Origin of the sequence: Candidatus Pelagibacter sp. Uisw_113 (genome assembly GCF_047717815.1) — a bacterium.
Taxonomy (GTDB): Bacteria; Pseudomonadota; Alphaproteobacteria; order Pelagibacterales; family Pelagibacteraceae; genus Pelagibacter.
In genome coordinates this window covers 929,948-947,135 of sequence record NZ_CP159809.1, presented here as the reverse complement: position 1 = coordinate 947,135, position 17,188 = coordinate 929,948, and the positions used below count along the sequence as shown (strand labels likewise).

Annotated in this window: 15 protein-coding genes; 11 read left to right on the top strand and 4 right to left on the bottom strand. The window is 29.2% G+C overall.

All coding sequences use genetic code 11. The features are described from left to right. Positions 1-60: 60 nt before the first annotated feature. Genes gcvT through ABXT39_RS05115 form a run of 5 tightly spaced genes read left to right on the top strand, consistent with a single transcriptional unit; the run spans position 61 to position 6,420 of the window. On the top strand, positions 61-1,167 hold the full coding sequence (gcvT, locus tag ABXT39_RS05135; protein WP_415294679.1) for a glycine cleavage system aminomethyltransferase GcvT: 1,107 nt from the start codon (positions 61-63) through the stop codon (positions 1,165-1,167). Further along, positions 1,164-1,544 (top strand): glycine cleavage system protein GcvH, encoded by a 381-nt coding sequence (gene gcvH, locus ABXT39_RS05130; RefSeq protein WP_415294678.1) that lies wholly within the window; start codon positions 1,164-1,166, stop codon positions 1,542-1,544. Before gcvT ends, gcvH begins: the two co-directional genes overlap by 4 nt. Beyond that, on the top strand, positions 1,545-4,403 hold the full coding sequence (gene gcvP / locus ABXT39_RS05125; protein WP_415294677.1) for an aminomethyl-transferring glycine dehydrogenase: 2,859 nt from the start codon (positions 1,545-1,547) through the stop codon (positions 4,401-4,403). Positions 4,404-4,415: 12 nt separating this feature from the next. Further along, positions 4,416-5,660 (top strand): NAD(P)/FAD-dependent oxidoreductase, encoded by a 1,245-nt coding sequence (locus ABXT39_RS05120; RefSeq protein ID WP_415294675.1) that lies wholly within the window; start codon positions 4,416-4,418, stop codon positions 5,658-5,660. Then, a complete protein-coding gene (locus ABXT39_RS05115; RefSeq protein ID WP_415294673.1) occupies positions 5,653-6,420 on the top strand; it encodes a DUF1365 domain-containing protein in 768 nt (255 codons plus the stop codon). Before ABXT39_RS05120 ends, ABXT39_RS05115 begins: the two co-directional genes overlap by 8 nt. A gap of 32 nt (positions 6,421-6,452) precedes the next feature. On the opposite strand, the gene ABXT39_RS05110 is transcribed toward ABXT39_RS05115, so the two are convergent. Continuing rightward, positions 6,453-6,890, bottom strand: a complete 438-nt coding sequence (locus ABXT39_RS05110) for an Lrp/AsnC family transcriptional regulator (protein ID WP_415294671.1) — start codon at positions 6,888-6,890, stop codon at positions 6,453-6,455. A 153-nt stretch (positions 6,891-7,043) separates the two neighbouring features. Here ABXT39_RS05110 and putA point away from each other — a divergent pair, with 153 nt between their 5' ends. The 3 genes from putA to ABXT39_RS05095 all read left to right on the top strand — a co-directional run bounded on the left by putA (position 7,044) and on the right by ABXT39_RS05095 (position 11,940). After that, positions 7,044-10,079, top strand: coding sequence for a bifunctional proline dehydrogenase/L-glutamate gamma-semialdehyde dehydrogenase PutA (putA, locus tag ABXT39_RS05105; protein ID WP_415294669.1), 3,036 nt, complete (start codon positions 7,044-7,046; stop codon positions 10,077-10,079). A gap of 120 nt (positions 10,080-10,199) precedes the next feature. Continuing rightward, complete coding sequence (locus ABXT39_RS05100) at positions 10,200-11,378, top strand: class I SAM-dependent methyltransferase (protein WP_415294668.1); 1,179 nt, start codon at positions 10,200-10,202, stop codon at positions 11,376-11,378. 13 nt (positions 11,379-11,391) lie between these two features. Continuing rightward, positions 11,392-11,940 (top strand): DUF3833 domain-containing protein, encoded by a 549-nt coding sequence (locus ABXT39_RS05095; RefSeq protein WP_415294666.1) that lies wholly within the window; start codon positions 11,392-11,394, stop codon positions 11,938-11,940. Here ABXT39_RS05095 and ABXT39_RS05090 read toward each other — a convergent pair. After that, entirely contained in the window at positions 11,937-12,698 is a 762-nt protein-coding gene (locus ABXT39_RS05090) for an SDR family NAD(P)-dependent oxidoreductase (protein WP_415294665.1), read from the bottom strand. The two genes, ABXT39_RS05095 and ABXT39_RS05090, sit on opposite strands and share 4 nt — an antisense overlap. Positions 12,699-12,719: 21 nt before the next feature. Between ABXT39_RS05090 and ABXT39_RS05085 the strand changes: the two genes are divergently transcribed. From ABXT39_RS05085 to ABXT39_RS05075, 3 genes are read left to right on the top strand one after another with little or no spacing between them, the layout of a single operon-like run. Further along, a complete protein-coding gene (locus tag ABXT39_RS05085; protein ID WP_415294663.1) occupies positions 12,720-13,187 on the top strand; it encodes a TspO/MBR family protein in 468 nt (155 codons plus the stop codon). Positions 13,188-13,195: 8 nt separating this feature from the next. Continuing rightward, a complete protein-coding gene (locus tag ABXT39_RS05080; protein WP_415294661.1) occupies positions 13,196-14,299 on the top strand; it encodes an NAD(P)/FAD-dependent oxidoreductase in 1,104 nt (367 codons plus the stop codon). Continuing rightward, the gene (locus tag ABXT39_RS05075) at positions 14,300-15,001 is read left to right on the top strand and encodes a TIGR02466 family protein (protein ID WP_415294660.1); all 702 of its coding nucleotides are present in this window, start codon (positions 14,300-14,302) and stop codon (positions 14,999-15,001) included. Between the two features lie 5 nt (positions 15,002-15,006). On the opposite strand, the gene ABXT39_RS05070 is transcribed toward ABXT39_RS05075, so the two are convergent. Both ABXT39_RS05070 and ABXT39_RS05065 read right to left on the bottom strand, forming a co-directional pair. Beyond that, complete coding sequence (locus tag ABXT39_RS05070; RefSeq protein ID WP_415294658.1) at positions 15,007-16,467, bottom strand: protein adenylyltransferase SelO; 1,461 nt, start codon at positions 16,465-16,467, stop codon at positions 15,007-15,009. A 2-nt stretch (positions 16,468-16,469) separates the two neighbouring features. Continuing rightward, positions 16,470-17,183 carry a class I SAM-dependent methyltransferase gene (locus tag ABXT39_RS05065; RefSeq protein WP_415294657.1) on the bottom strand — a complete coding sequence of 238 codons (714 nt, stop codon included), beginning with the start codon at positions 17,181-17,183 and terminating at the stop codon, positions 16,470-16,472. Positions 17,184-17,188 lie beyond the last annotated feature (5 nt).

Sequence of the window (17,188 nt, the reverse complement as noted above, 5' to 3'; positions counted from 1 at the left end):
AGTTCTCGCCGACGGAATAAAACTCTCAGGCAAACATACAGATGGGTACAGTGAGTTAATATGGAAAATATAAAAACAGCACTTTATAATTTACATCAAAAGCATGGAGCCAAGTTTGTTTCATTTGCTGGTTATCAAATGCCAATTCAATATTCTAAAGGAATTATTGACGAGCATAAAAGTACAAGAGAAAATGCTGGTATTTTTGACGTGTCGCATATGGGTCAGCTATTCATTAAAGGAGATGACACATTAGCAAAAAGTCTTGAAAGAATTTTTCCAGCTGAATTGAGTAACGCTAAATTAAATCAGTCAAAATATAGTTTTTTAATGAATGAAGAAGCAGGAATTTACGATGATTTGATTATCACTAAAGTTGAAGGCGGTTTTAACATTGTATTGAATGCTGCTTGTAAGAATACAGATTTTAAACTTTTATCTAAATTACTGGATAATAAATATGAAATGATTTTAAGTGATGAGCTATCTCTTATAGCAATACAGGGGCCAAAGGCAGTCCAAATATTAGAAAAAATAATTAATGGAGTATCAGATTTAAAATTTATGAATGGTGATGCATTTAACCATCTTAAAGAAAATATTTATATCACAAGATCAGGCTATACAGGTGAAGATGGTTTTGAAATATCTATAAAAAATGATGATGCAGAGGTGTTTGTGCAAAACCTCTTAGATGAAGGGGCCAGTTTAATTGGGTTAGGTGCCAGAGATACCTTAAGATTAGAGGCAGGACTTTGTTTATATGGTCATGACATGGATATCAATAAAAGCCCAGTAGAAGCCAATTTAAAGTGGGCAATATCAAAGAATAGAATTCTTGAGGGTGGATTTATTGGATGTGAGAAAATTAAATCTCAAATCGAGAAAGGGGTAAGCAAGATCCGTGTAGGTATTAAGCCAGAAGGTAGAATTATAGCTAGAGAAAAAACCTCAATATTTAGTGAAGATAATAAAAATATTGGGGAAATTACAAGTGGAACTTTCGGACCGAGTGTTCAGGCCCCAGTCGCCATGGGTTACGTAGAAAATTCATTTTCTAAAATTGATACTAAGGTTTTTTTAGAAGTGAGAGGAAAAAAATATCCGGCAATTATAAGTAATTTGCCATTTTATAAAAAAAGTTATGTGAAAGGAGTCAGCAAATGAGTGAAGTAAAATATTCAAAAGAACATGAGTGGATAAAATTAGATGGAGATACCGCTGTTATAGGAATCACACAACATGCAACCGAAATGCTAGGTGATATTGTTTTTGTAGAGCTACCAGAGATAGGGTCCTCTGTTGTTAAAGATGGTAATGCAGGTGTTGTAGAATCAACAAAAGCTGCAAGTGATATTTATACCCCTGTATCTGGAGAAATTATCGAAAACAATCAAACAATTGTTGATGATCCTGCAAAGGTTAATAACGATCCAGAAAATGATGCGTGGTTTTTTAAATTAAAAATTACTGATAAGTCTGAAATGGATTCATTAATGAATAAAGAAGAATACGAAAAATTTTCAAAAGAAAGTGGTAGTTAAATGTTAAAAAATGCTCAAAAAGATTTTATACAAAGACATATAGGTCCATCAGTTGATGAACAAAATGTTATGCTTAAAGAATTAGGCTATAAAAGTCTTGATGATTTAATAAAAGACACTGTACCAGAAAAAATCCTTCTTAAAGATGACTTAGATATTGGAGATCCAAACTCTGAATATAAAGCACTTAGAAAACTAAAAGATATAGCTAAAAAAAATAAAGTTTATTCTAGCTTTATAGGAATGGGTTATTACGGAACTTATACACCATATGTAATACTTAGAAATATTTTAGAAAATCCAGGATGGTACACTTCTTATACTCCTTACCAGCCAGAAGTAGCACAAGGTAGATTGGAAATGTTATTAAATTTTCAACAAATGATAATTGACTTTACAGGAATGGACATTGCTAATGCCTCTCTTTTAGATGAAGGAACAGCAGCAGCAGAAGCTATGGGATTAAGCTATAGAATATCTAAGTCTGAATCTAAAAAAGTTTTTGTTTCAAAAAATTGTCACCCTCAAACTATCGATGTTATTAAAACAAGAGCTGAACCTTTAGGTTTAGAAATAATAGTTGGTGACGAAGATAAAGATATTAAAGAAGATATTATATGTGGTATTATTCAATACCCTGGCACCCTTGGAGATATAAAAGACCCAAGTGAGGCTATTAGTAAAATACATAAACATAATGGAAAAGCAGTTCTTGCATGTGATTTGTTAGCACTTGCTAAACTAAAAACACCTGCCGAATTAGGTGCTGATATTGCAGTTGGTAGCTCACAACGTTTTGGAATTCCAATGGGTTATGGTGGTCCACATGCAGCATTTTTTGCTACAAAAGATGAGTATAAAAGATCAATGCCAGGTAGAATAGTAGGTGTTTCAGTAGATAAGCATGGAAAAAAAGCATACAGACTTGCACTTCAAACAAGAGAGCAGCATATAAGAAGAGATAAAGCCACGAGTAATATTTGTACTGCACAAGCATTATTAGCAATAGTCTCTGCAGCTTATGCTGTCTATCACGGTCCGCAAGGTATTAAAAAGATTGCAGAAAGTGTTTCTCAACTGACTAAAAATTTTGCAGATAAACTAAAGCAATCTGGTTATGAACTTTATTCAAATGATTTTTTTGATACGGTAACAATAAAAACTCTAGATAAAACAGAGAAGATATACAAAAATGCTTTAGATCAAGGAGTAAATATCAGAAAAGTGAATTCTGAAATGCTAGCAGTATCTTTTGATGAAAGAAAAAATCTTTATAGAGCAAATCAGTTATTAAAAATTTTTAATTGCTCAGAAACAATTAAAGAATCTATGAATGAAAGCTTGTCTAATATTCCTAAAAATTTATTAAGAACTTCATCTTATTTAGATCATCCAGTTTTTAATAGATACCATTCAGAAACAGAAATGCTACGTTATCTAAAAAAATTAGAAGACTCTGACATTGCCCTAAATAAATCCATGATTGCTTTAGGATCGTGCACTATGAAACTTAATGCAGTTTCAGAAATGATACCAGTTACCTGGAAAGAATTTTCACAGCCACATCCTTTTTCTCCAGTTGAACAAATGGATGGTTACAGGGAATTATTTACAGATTTAAAAAACTGGCTAAGGTCAATTACTGGGTTTTCTGGAGTTTCATTACAACCAAATGCTGGAGCTCAAGGTGAGTTTGCTGGTTTAATGGTGATACGTAAATTTCATGAAAAAAATAATGAAACAAATCGTAACGTTTGTTTAATTCCAAGCTCTGCACATGGCACAAATCCAGCAAGCGCCCAAATGGTTGGTATGAAAGTAGTTGTTGTGAAATGTGATCAATATGGAAACGTAGACTATGAAGATTTAAAAAATAAAGCTGAACAACATTCGGAAAATTTAGCTGCTCTTATGGTTACTTACCCGTCAACACATGGTGTATTTGAAGAAAAAATAACTGATATTTGTGAATTAATCCATAATCATGGTGGACAAGTTTATATGGATGGAGCAAATTTAAATGCATTAGTAGGAATTGCAAAACCAGGTAATTTTGGACCAGATGTTTGTCATATAAATTTACATAAAACATTTTGTATTCCACACGGTGGTGGAGGACCTGGCATGGGACCAATAGCATGTAAAAAGCATTTAGAAATATTTTTACCAAAGCATTCTGTAATTAAAGATTGTGGCCCGGTCACGGGAATGGGAGCGGTATCTGCAGCACCTTGGGGCAGCTCAAGTATTTTATCAATTTCATGGATGTATATAAAGATGATGGGCTCTGAAGGCTTAAGAAAAGCATCACAAGTTGCAATACTAAATGCAAATTATATTGCATATAAATTAAAAGATTCTTTTCCAATTTTATATAAGGGTAAAAGCGGCAATGTAGCTCATGAATGTATCATTGATATTAGAACTATAAAAAGTGAAACAGGGATTACAGAAGAAGATATTGCAAAACGATTGATTGATTTTGGCTATCATGCCCCAACAATGTCCTGGCCAGTTGCTGGTACAATGATGATTGAGCCTACAGAAAGCGAAAGTTTGAGTGAAATTGATAAGTTTTGCTCTACTCTTATAAAGATAAAACAAGAGATAAATAAAATTCAGTCTGGCGAATATGACAAGACTGACAACCCATTGAAGAATGCGCCACATACTCACGTTGAATTAACATCCAATAAGTGGGATCATAAGTATGAAAGAGAAGAGGCCGCTTATCCTTCAGAATTTTTAAGAACAAATAAATATTGGCCTCCAGTTGGTAGAGTAGATAATGTTTATGGAGATAAAAACTTGTTTTGCACATGTCCATCTATGGAAGAGTACGAAGATACAGCAGCTTAGATACTTACCAAGATGAAAATTGCTGTAGTAGGTGCGGGTATATCAGGATTGAGTGCTGCTTATTATCTATCCAAAAAACATAAAGTTGATTTATTTGAAAAAGAAAATCAGTTTGGTGGTCACGCAAATACAATAAAGGTTGCTTACAAACCTAATAAAGAAATTCCAATAGATATTGGATTTATGGTTTTTAATAAGCAAACATATCCAAATTTAATTAATTTTTTTTTAGAAAATAAAATAGAGATTGAAAAAAGTGATATGTCATTTTCTGTTGCTGTAGAAAATAGTGGCTTAGAATATTGTGGAAAAGGATTAAGTGGAATTTTTTCCAATAAAAAAAACTTATTTAATCTAAAATTCATAAAAATGTTTTTTGAAATTTTAAGTTTTTATAAAAACTGTGAAAAAATAGAAATTAAAAAAATTAAATCAATAACATTAGGAGAATATTTAAAAGAAATAAAAATTTCAGATTATTTTATTAATTATCATATTATACCAATGGTATCTGCAATATGGTCGATGCCACCATATGAAGCAACGCAAATGCCATTATCTTTTTTTTTAAGTTTTTTTAAGAATCATGGACTATTTAAAATTAAAGATAGACCTCAGTGGTTTACGGTTGCAAATCGAAGTAAAACTTATGTTGATAAGATAATAGGTCAAGTTAGTGGTGAACATTTTAAGAATTACAATATAAATAAAATTACCAGAAATGATTTAGGTGTTAAGATTTTTTATGGAGAAGAAAATGAGTTCTTTGATTATGATAAAGTTGTAATAGCAACCCATGCAGATGAAGCATTAAAGATAATTGACAATCCAACTCTAGATGAGGAGTCAATATTGAAAAAATTTAAATATAGAGCTAACACTGCAGTAATACATTTTGATGAAAGTATTATGCCTAAAAATAAAAAAGCATGGTGTGCTTGGAATTCTTCAATGGATTCAGCTAATAATGAAAAGACAGCTGTAACATATTGGATAAATCAGCTTCAAAATTTAAAGATAGATAGAGATATTTTTTTAACGATAAATCCATTTAAAGAAATTCCAAATAATAAGATATTTAAAAAGGTAGCATTTACTCACCCTTATTACGATACAGAAGCATTAACCAATCAAAGCAATCTACACAAAATTCAAAATAAAAAAAATATTTTATTTTGTGGCAGTTATTTTGGTTATGGTTTTCATGAGGATGGAATAAAGTCATCTATTGATATGCTAAAAACACTTAATGATTAAAAATTCTTATATTTATACAGGAAATGTCATTCATAAAAGGTTTAAACCCAAAATTCATAGCTTCAATTACAGAGTATTTTCACTACTTATAGATTTATCAGAAATAAACTTATTGCACAAAACCTTAAAGATATTCTCATATAATAAATTAAATATTATTAGTTTCTTTGATAAGGACCATGGAGCAAGAGATGGAAGCTCTCTTAAGGACTGGGTTTTAGTTAATCTAAAAAGAAATAATATTAATACTAATGATGTTCAAATTAAACTTTTATGTTATCCAAGAATATTTGGGTATGTGTTTAATCCGTTAAGTGTTTTTTATGTGTATGACAAAAATTCAGATTTAATATCTATTTTATATGAAGTTAAGAACACATTTGGTGAACAGCATGTTTATATTTTTAAAACTGAAAAAGATCAAAATTTAGTTCAACATGTGTGTAAGAAGAAATTTCACGTGTCTCCGTTTATTGAAATAGATTGTATTTATTTTTTTAGACTTTTAAAACCTGGTAATAAAATATCTGTAATAATTGACCTCAATGATCAAGTTGGTAAAATATTATATGCTTCACAAGATGGAATTAAGAGTGATTTAAATAATAAGAATTTAATAAGATCTTATCTAAAACACCCATTAATGACATTTAAAATTATTATAGCGATACATTTTGAGGCATTTAAATTGTGGACAAAAGGAATTAAATTTATAAAAAAAAAAATTAAAGTTAAAAACAATATTTCTATGGAAAATTAATATGAATCACTAAGTTAAGAATATTTTATAGATTACTCTTTTACACTTTCCATGGAAACAAATGTAGAAGTAGATGCAACATTTGGCAATGAGGATATTTTTTCAGATAATAATAAACGATATGTGTTTATATTGTTAGTTCTAACTTTTAATAAATAATCAAAGTTTCCTGCAATCATATGGCATTGTTCAACAGCCTCTAATTTTCTTACCTCAGAATTAAATTGTTCTAGTGCTTTAGCTCGCGTATCTGATAAAGAGATTTGAACAAAGGCTATGTGTGCCTTTTCTAACTTTTTAAAATTTATATGAGCATGATAGCCAAGAATATATTCTTGTTGTTCTAATTTTTTAATTCTACTTTGGCATGGTGAAATTGATAGGTTAACAGCTTTTGCTAGCTCACTAAGCGTAGTTTGTGCATTCTTTGCCAGTAGTGAAATTAACTGTTTATCTATTTTATCTATCATAGTAAAATTTACCAATAATTATTAATATACAATATAATTTACTATTTAAAAGATATTAATTAGTAATTAATTCTATTATTCGTATTAATACAGTAATTATTTTTAGTCATTTTAGTCTAATTTTCTAGTAATTTATCAACAAAGTTATTTATTATGAATCATATATTCAAACACAAATATACTGACCAAGCTTCATTGGTTAATAATCACTTAATAAAAACAATTGGAAACTTTTCAGAAATTAATCACAGTAAAATTGATAACCTTTCACGTCAAATCATCGACAGCGCGATAAATTATAAAGAAATAAGCTCATTTGCTAAATTAATACATGAGTTTTCATTGACTAGTAACGAAGGTGTTGTTTTAATGTGTTTAGCAGAAGCATTACTTAGAATACCTGATGCCGCAACTATAAATGATTTAATTGAAGATAAAATTCCTATTGGAGATTGGAATAAACATATAAAGAATGAAAATGATGTTTTCGTAAATATTTCTTCTATAGCATTTTTGTTAACAGGAAAAATAGTAGAAGAAAAACCACAAGAAAATAAAAATATTTTAGTCAAGATGGTTAAAAATCTAACTGTACCATTACTAAGAAATGCCATTAAACAAGCAATAAATATTTTAGCTAAACAATTTGTATTTGAGAGAGATATAAAAAAAGCAATTAAACAAAGTGATAATAAAAAAAATACTAAATACACTTTTTCATTTGATATGCTTGGTGAAGCAGCAGTAACTTATGAAGATTCAGAAAGATATTACAGTCAATACGAAGAAGCTATTTTACAAACAGGAAAAAGTTTAAATCCACAAAAGAAAAGTATTTCAATTAAGCTATCATCATTACACCCAAGATATGAAAGAAACAAATTTGATTTACTAAAAAAAGAACTATTGCCAAAAATTTTTAAACTTGTGGAATTAGGTAGAGAAAATAAAGTAGATATTTGTATTGATGCTGAGGAAGCTGATAGATTAAATTTATCACTTTTCATGTTTAAAGATATTATCGAAAGCAAATTAATTGACAATGTTTATCATGGTTTTGGATTTGCTATTCAAGCATATCAAAAGAGAACATTTTTCTTATTAGATTGGCTCAATGATTATTTATCTAGTGTTGATAAAAAAATTAATATTAGATTAGTCAAAGGTGCATATTGGGATACAGAAATTAAAATCGCTCAAGAAGAAGGTTTTGAAAACTATCCTGTTTTTACAAAAAAATTTGCTACAGACATATCTTATCTGGCTTGTGCACATAAACTGTTAGTAAACAAAAATATCTTTTCACAATTTGCCACTCATAATGCACATAGTATTTCTTATATTCATACTCTATTTGAAAATACTAATTTTGAATTCCAAAAATTGCACGGGATGGGTGATGAAATATATTCATTTTTAGAAAATAAACCTGATTTTAAATGCAGAGTATATGCTCCGGTAGGAGGCTATAAGGATTTATTGCCATATTTAGTTAGAAGATTATTAGAAAATGGTGCGAATACATCTTTTATTCATCAGCTAAAATCCAAAAATTTTGATATTGATAAATTGATTCAATCACCACTTTTGAAGCTAGATAAGTTAAAAACTGACAAAATTCCTTTACCAACGAGCATTTTTGGCAATAGAGATAATTCAAAAGGTCTGGATATAAGTGAAGAATCTGTGATTAACAATTATAAAGTTATTAAAAAACTAAATAATATAAATGCATTTTCAATTATAAATGGTGAAGATAAAAAATCTGATAAAAAATTCGATATTATTTCACCAAGTGATTTTACCTTATTAGGTTCAAAATATTTTGCTACAAATCAAATTGTAGATGAAGCAATTAATAGCCTAAAAGATTATTCTATATCTTGGAAAAATTTTCCAATTAAAAAAAAATCAGAAATTATTTTAAATTTTGCCAATTTAATTGAAGAAAATTTTAAGGAAATAATTGAAATATGTGCACAAGAATCTGGCAAAAGTATTAAAAATTCTATAGCTGAAATTAGAGAAGCTGTTGATTTTTGCAGGTACTATTCTAAGGAAGCAAACTTAATATTTAAAGAACAAATTCTTAAAGGTCCAACAGGTGAACTTAATAGATATAGATTAATAGGAAAGGGATTAACTTTAGTAATTAGCCCATGGAATTTTCCTATAGCAATTTTTGTAGGACAAACAATAGCTGCACTAATTACTGGTAATGTTGTTTTAACGAAACCTGCAGAACAATCTTCTTATGCAGCATATTTTATAATTAAACTTTTATTAAAAGCAGGATTACCTAAAAATTCAATTGCCTTGATCTTGGGTGACGGTGCATTAATTTCCAACAAAGTTATTAATGATAAAAAACTTAGAAATGTTTTATTTACTGGCTCTCTAAATACAGCAAAAATTATCCAATCAAACTTACAAAAACAAGAGAGTATTACTAATTTTATTGCAGAAACAGGTGGTTTAAATTGTATGATTGTTGATAGCTCAGCTTTACCAGAGCATGTTGTTAAAGATGTTGTGAATTCGGGATTTGATAGTGCTGGACAAAGATGTTCAGCTTGTAGAATTTTATGTGTAGAAGAAAATGTATACAAAAAAATTAAAGAAACATTAATTGGTGCAATGAATACTCAAGATATTGGAAACCCAGAAAAACTTTCAACAGATATTGGACCAGTAATTGATGAGGAGGCCTACAATAGTATAAAAAAACATATTGATAATTTTGATAATGTTTATCAAACAAATTTTCAAAATGATTTAGGATATTTCATTCCACCAACTTTAATAGAAATAAAAAAATTAATTGATTTAAAAAATGAAGTTTTTGGTCCTGTAGTACATATTGTTAAATATAAAGCTTCAGAATTAAATGAATTAATTGATGACATTAACGATTTAGGTTTCGGTTTAACATTAGGTATCCATAGTAGAATAGATAAAACTATTGATAAAATAGTTTCCAAAGCAGAAGTTGGAAACATTTATATTAATAGAAATATGATTGGAGCCGTTGTTGGTGTACAGCCATTTGGCGGTTTTGAAAAATCTGGAACAGGACCTAAGGCAGGGGGCCCTGAATACCTGAAAAGACTATGTTATGAGCAAAGTATATCAAATAACACAGCAGCTATGGGTGGTAATGCATCCTTATTGGCTGAAGTTGATGACTAAACTTTACTAATAAATTACCATAAACCTCTTACTTTATCTGCAATTTTGCCTTATTTAATTTTCAAATAAAAAGAATTAAGTTTCCGTTTAAGAAAAAATTTAAAAAAATAATAAGAATTAATGTTAATTTATAAAATTTCAGATTCAATCGTATTTAATGCATTAAAAAATATTAAGCATGGTTTTCTTGAAATTAAAAAAGTTAATGGAGAAGTTTTAAAATTTGGTAATCCAGATGATAATTTAAAAGTTTTCTTAGAAATTAAAGATGAAAGCCTTAATTATAATCTGATTAAAAGTGGTAGTGTTGGATTAGGTGAATCTTACATGAAAGATTTTTTTATAACAAATAACCTATCTGATTTAATTGAGTTAACTGCAAAAAATATAAATATTATTTATAAATTTTCAGGTATTTTTGATTTACCATTCATTAATTTTTTAAAAAATAAAATTATAAAAAATACCAAAAACCGAAGCAAAGAAAACATCGCAAAACACTATGATTTAGGAAATGACTTCTTTTCTTTATGGCTTGATAAAACCTTAACCTATTCCAGCGCTATATTTGAGAACCCTAAGCAAGATCTTTTCAATGCTCAGAATAATAAATACCAAAAATTGATTGATCTTTTAAAACCAACAAAAGGAAGTAAAATTTTAGAAATTGGTTGTGGTTGGGGTGGATTTGCAGAATACCTGGGCACTAATTACGATGTTAAATTAGATTGTATTACCATTTCAAAAAAGCAATTTGAATTTGCAAAAGAAAGAATTCATAAATGTGGACTTAATGAAAAAGTAAATATTGAAATAAAAGATTATAGGGATTTAAAGAGTAAATATGATCATATAGCGTCTATTGAAATGATAGAGGCGGTAGGACAAAACTATTTAGATAGCTACTTTAACACAATCAAGAATAATCTAACTTCATCAGGCACAGTGGGTATTCAAGCTATAACTATCGATGATAGTTTGTTTGATAGATATAAAAATAAACAGGACTTTATCCAAAAATATATTTTTCCTGGAGGTTTTTTACCTTCTAGAAACGAATTAAAAAATTATGTTGATACTAATGGTTTAAAATTTGATGAATACAATTCATATGCTGATCATTACTCTGATACTTTGATTATTTGGAGAGAAATATTTAATAAAAAGTGGGACTTGATTAAAGAGCAAGGTTTTGATTTAACATTTAAAAGAATGTGGGAATTTTATCTTTCGTATTGTGAGGCTGGTTTTAAATCAAAAAATATAGATCTAATTCAATTTTCATTACAAAATAAATAACAACAGGAGAGACATGATAAACTTTAAGACATTTAAATTAACAGTATTAATAATTGCTTTATTCTTTACGGCAAGTTGTATAAACAATAACTCTATGAAACCAACAGATTTTAAAAATACAGAACCTTCAATGACTATAGAGAAATACTTTGAAGGTCCTGTTAAAGCATGGGGTCTATTACAAGATCGTAGTGGCAAGGTTACTAGACAATTTAAAGCTGATATGTTTGGTAGTTTTGAGGGTGATATCTTAACTCTTAAAGAAGATTTCTATTGGACAGACGGAGAAAAACAAAACCGAATATGGAAAATCAAAAAAATTGATCAAAATTATTATGAAGGATCTGCACCTGATGTTGTAGGAACTGCTAAAGGGTTTCAATATGGATCTGCCTTTAAATTTGAATATGATTTAATGGTTCCTTTTAAAGGAAAGAATATTAAAGTTTCATTTGATGATTGGATTTTTAAACAAGATGAAGAGGTTGCTATCAATAGAGCCACATTAACAAAATTTGGATTTAAAGTGGGAGAGTTGACGGTATTCTTTAAGAAAAATTAGTAGTCAATTTTTTTCATACCTTTTTCAACTATCTTAAAATACCAGCTACTTGGAAGTATTCTTAGAGTTTTCATTATAAAGGTAAAAGCTTTTGGAAAATGGATTTCAAATCCCTTATTCTTGATTAAACCAATATAGATTTGTTCTGCAGCAAATTCTGGTGACTTTATCATGGGCATAGGAAAATCATTCTGGTCAGTCATTGGTGTTTTAATGAACCCAGGGCTTATCAGGGAAACACGCACGTTTACTCTTTTCATTTCAAAATGTAAACTTTCTGCAAAACTTGTAAGTGCAGATTTTGATGCACAATAACCTCCAGCTGCAGGTAACCCTCTATAACCAGCAACAGAAGAAATTATAGATATTTGACCACCTTTTTTATTATTATAATATTCATAAATTGAGTTGATAGAATTCATTGTACCAAAGTAATTTACTTCCATAATTTTTCTTATTTTATCTAAGTTAAAATTTTTTTCAGATTTTGGATCATGTATCCCAGTGCCAAATACACAAATTTCAATATTTTCAAATTTTTTTACAATATTATTGAAGACAGCTTTACATTGCTCTGTATTTGTAACATCTAAAGGAAATGAATGGATATTTTCATTCTCAGTATGCAACTCCTGTAATAAGTTTTCTCGTCTAGCTGAGGCAGCAACTGTCCATCCTTCTTTAGCAAATTTTAGAGCTAAAGACCTACCAATTCCACTACTTGCACCAGTGATCCAAATTACTTTTTTATCATTCATTTAGTAATGTATAATACGATTATGTTAAAAAACAAATTTTTATCTTTTTTATTATTTGCCATAATAACTTACTCGGCATCTGTTATTGGCGGCATTGCAACTATTGGATTTAAAGAGCCTTGGTATTCATTATTGATAAAGCCATCATACAATCCACCAAGCTGGATCTTTGCACCTGTTTGGACAACACTATATTTAATGATGACTATCGCCATATGGTCTTTTTGGCACAGTAAAAAAAGAGACATAGGTACGATTTATATTTATATCGCTCATCTAATTTTTAATACAACTTGGAGTATAGTGTTTTTTGTTTTTCATAAAATTTTCTTAGCATTACTAGTTTTAATTATTTTAATAGCCTTAATAATTTTATTAATGCAAAGATTTAAGAAAATAACTTTAGTAAGTTATTATTTAATGATTCCTTATTTACTTTGGTGTCTCTTTGCATTATTTCTAAATATAAGCTTAATTGTATTAAATTAAAATAAATTATGGATGATGTTGTAATAGTTGGTGGTGGAATAATAGGAACTGCTACAGCCTATTTTTTATCTAAAGAAGGTAGAAAAGTTAAAGTTATAGAAAGAGATCCAACTTATAAAACAGCTTCTTTTCCATTATCACTTGGTGGATTTAGAAGGCAGTTTTTTCAAAAAGAGAACATATTATTAGGAAAGTTTGCTAGAGAATTTATTTTTCAAATACCAGAATTACTTAAAACTGAAAAAAATCCCAATCCAACAGCGAGTATGGTTACAAATGGCTATTTATTAATGTTTGGTCCAGAGCATGCTGAGGAACAGTATAAAGCCTTAAAAAATCACAAAGCTTGTGATGCTGGAACTAAAAATATCAAAGGTTCCGAACTATCAAAAATATTTCCCTATATAAATGGTGAAGGTATTGAAACAGCAACTTATACAGACAACCAAAGTGAAGGATGGATTGATCCTTTTATGTTTCATGGCGCCTTAAAGAGTAAGGCAATTGAATTAGGTGCAGAATTCATTAAAGGCGAAGTAAAAAATATTTCTGATATCAAAGCTAAAACAATAATATCTGCTGCAGGATGCTGGACAAAAGAATTATTGAAAGATATCCCTGTTGTTCCTCAAAAACATACAGTTTTTAGAGTTAAATGTCCTAAATATATTAAAGAAATGCCATTAACAGGTGATCTTACGACTGGTGTCTACTGGAGACCTGAGGGTGGAGAGTATTTGGCAGGTTCACCCAACTCAGTATTTGATGCTACTGATTTAGAACCAGCTTGGAATGATTTTGAAGAATTGGTATGGCCTGCATTAGCACAAAGAATTCCTGCTTTTGAAGAATTAAAATTAACTGGTGGATGGGCTGGCTATTATGATTGTAACAAATTAGACAATAATGCAGTGGTAGGCAAACACCCTAAATATGAAAATGTATATATGGCTTCAGGATTTACAGGCAGAGGTTTAATGCAAGCTCCTGGAATAGGTAGAGCACTTACTGAATTGATTTCAACAGGATCTTATCAAACGATTGATATAAGTGATTTTTCTGTCGAAAGAGTTTTAGGAAATAATGCAAGACCAGAACCCTATGTTTTGTAAATGGAACATCAATTAATAAATATTTTCCCTCTCTCAATTTATCGTTCTAAAATCGACTTACCAAAAGATATTAAACATGTGATGCTTTCTGAAATAAAACAAATGTATGAAAACACTATTAAGAGAGGAATTATTAGCGAAGATAGTTCTTGGACAGGAGACACACATGGACATGAGTATCTCTATGAAAATCCAAAATTTGATTTTTTTTTCCAAGAGGTTGAAAAACATATTAAGAAATATATTGGTTTATTTGAATTAGATTTAAATCAGTTAGATTTTTATTTTCAAAGAGCCTGGGCAACAGTTTCTAGAGGCAAACAAGGTATAAATGCCCATGCACATAAACAGTCACATTTATCTTTTGCTTTTTATTTAAAAAAAGAAGAAAGCGATGCAAGTATTTATTTTGTAGACACCAATGGTCACAATGAATTTTTACAAGGGTTATTTTCCTCACCATCTATAAGTAAAAGAGGTTTATTTAAAAAAAGAGATATTACAAATTCATCTAGTATAAATATAAATACAAATGAAGATGAAATAATAATATTTCCCTCTAAAACAATGCATGGAACTTTTAAAAATGTCCAAAATAATGAAAGAATATCTATTTCAGCAGATATATCTTTGACAGCTAAAGACTCTTCAGATTTAGAGCAATTAATGACACCTGTCTCTAAATGGAAAAAATTTAAATAAAATTTTTAAGTACCACAAAAAGTTTGATAATTTTTATTACTTAATGGTGGAGGCGATTGAAAATCTGTAATATCATTTTGTTTTTCATATGGTTTTTCTAGAACTGTTAGTAATTTATTCATAACTTCTAAGTTATCATCATTAGCAGCAGCTAATGCTTCTTCAACTTTATGATTTCTTGGAATAATTATTGGGTTTACTGAATGCATTAGTTTTAAATACTTTTCCTGACTGTTATTATTTAATTTTAAGCGGTCTTGCCATTTTTCTTTCCAAATAAGAAAGTTTTCATCATTATAAATTTTATTATCAGAAAATTTTTCGTTCATTAAAAAACAAAAAGTATTAGTGTAATCAGCCTTATTTTTGTGCATCCATGTTAGAAGTTCCATAATTAAAATTTGATCATTTATATCTTCACCAAATAACCCTAATTTATCACGCATCATGTTAAGCCATTTTTCTTCATAAATCTTTTCAAATGAATTAATTGCTTCAGTTGCAATTTCTATACCTCTATCCTTGTTGTCGTCTATAAGTGTTATGATGCATTCTGCAAATCTTGCTAAGTTCCATTTAATAATCTTTGGTTGATTTGAGAATGAATATCTTCCTTGTTGATCAATTGAACTAAAGACTGTTTCAGGATTATAAGTATCCATAAAAGCACATGGTCCGTAATCAATTGTTTCACCACAAATTGATACATTATCAGTATTCATCACACCATGAATGAATCCAATTCGCATCCAGTCAATAACTAAATCAATTTGTTTATTCATTACTGTTTTTAATAAATCTAACGCTTGGTTTTTAGAGTTTTTTATATTGGGATAATGTCGATTGATTACGTAATCAAATAGGATTTTTAAATTTTGCTGTTTTTGTGTAGCTGCAATATATTGAAAAGTTCCTACACGGATATGACTAGCAGCAATTCTAGTTAATACCGCACCTGGTAAATGTGTTTCTCTAATTACATTTTCCCCAGTTTTTACTACAGCAAGACTTCTTGTTGTTGGAACACCTAAAGCATGCATTGATTCACTTATTATATATTCTCTTAACATAGGTCCCAATGCAGCGCGTCCGTCTCCACTTCTTGAGTAGGGTGTTTTTCCAGACCCTTTAAATTGAATATCAAATCTTTCTTTTTTTTTAGAAAGATGTTCACCCATTAGAACTGCTCGACCATCACCTAACATCGTAAAATGACCAAATTGATGTCCCGCATATGCTTGAGCAATTGGGTTAGATCCAGATGGCAATATATTGCCAGAAAATAGCTGAGATAAATTTTGATCATTAATCTTTGTAAAATCTAAATCTAAGTCTTTAGATAAACTCTCATTTAAGATTATTAGTTTAGGAGATTTTACTGGAATAGGATGTTGTTTAGTTAGTAGATCACTAGGCAGTTTTGAATAAGTATTATCAAATGTCCAGCCAATGTTATCAAGATTCAATTTTAAGATCTCTTTAATTTATCAATTTTTTTTCTTATCCTATACCACAAACGAAAACCCCAATTTTTATGATCTTCCGATTTATTTGAAAAATTATAAAGCTTTTTATTATGGTCAATTCCATTTAAGAATTTTTTGTGCTTATGAATAATTCTATCATTAAAAGTATTTAAATATTTTTCATTTTTTAAAGTTACTGAAACATAATCATTCCAACCACATTCAAGAAATTGATTTGCTACAAAAGACTCTAATAAGATAGGGTTGAAATTATTTCTTTTAGCCCAATTGATCAATGCATTACCACTGTCTGGATAAAATCTCCAACAATCTTGAGGCCATCGATGAAAATCACCATTTGAAGGCACATTAAAATAAAAAACTCCGTTAGGTTTTAAAACTCTTAGTATTTCCAAGTAAGTTAGCCAGAAAAATTCAACATGTTCAAACACTGAAGTACTAATAATTACATCATAGGATGCGTCAGGGATTTCTTTAAATGAGTAGGGGTCTTCTAGGACAATATCTACATTATTTCCTTTTTCAATATCTACTCCAGTGTATTCATACTTTATATTCATTTTATTTAATAAAACTTTTGCTCCAATATGATCTGATAAAGATTGACTTCCAAAATCTAATATTTTTGGATGCTTAAAATTTTTTAAATAAGTAGAAAAAAAATTTTCTAAGTTGAGTAGTGCAGAGGAATGCATCTTAA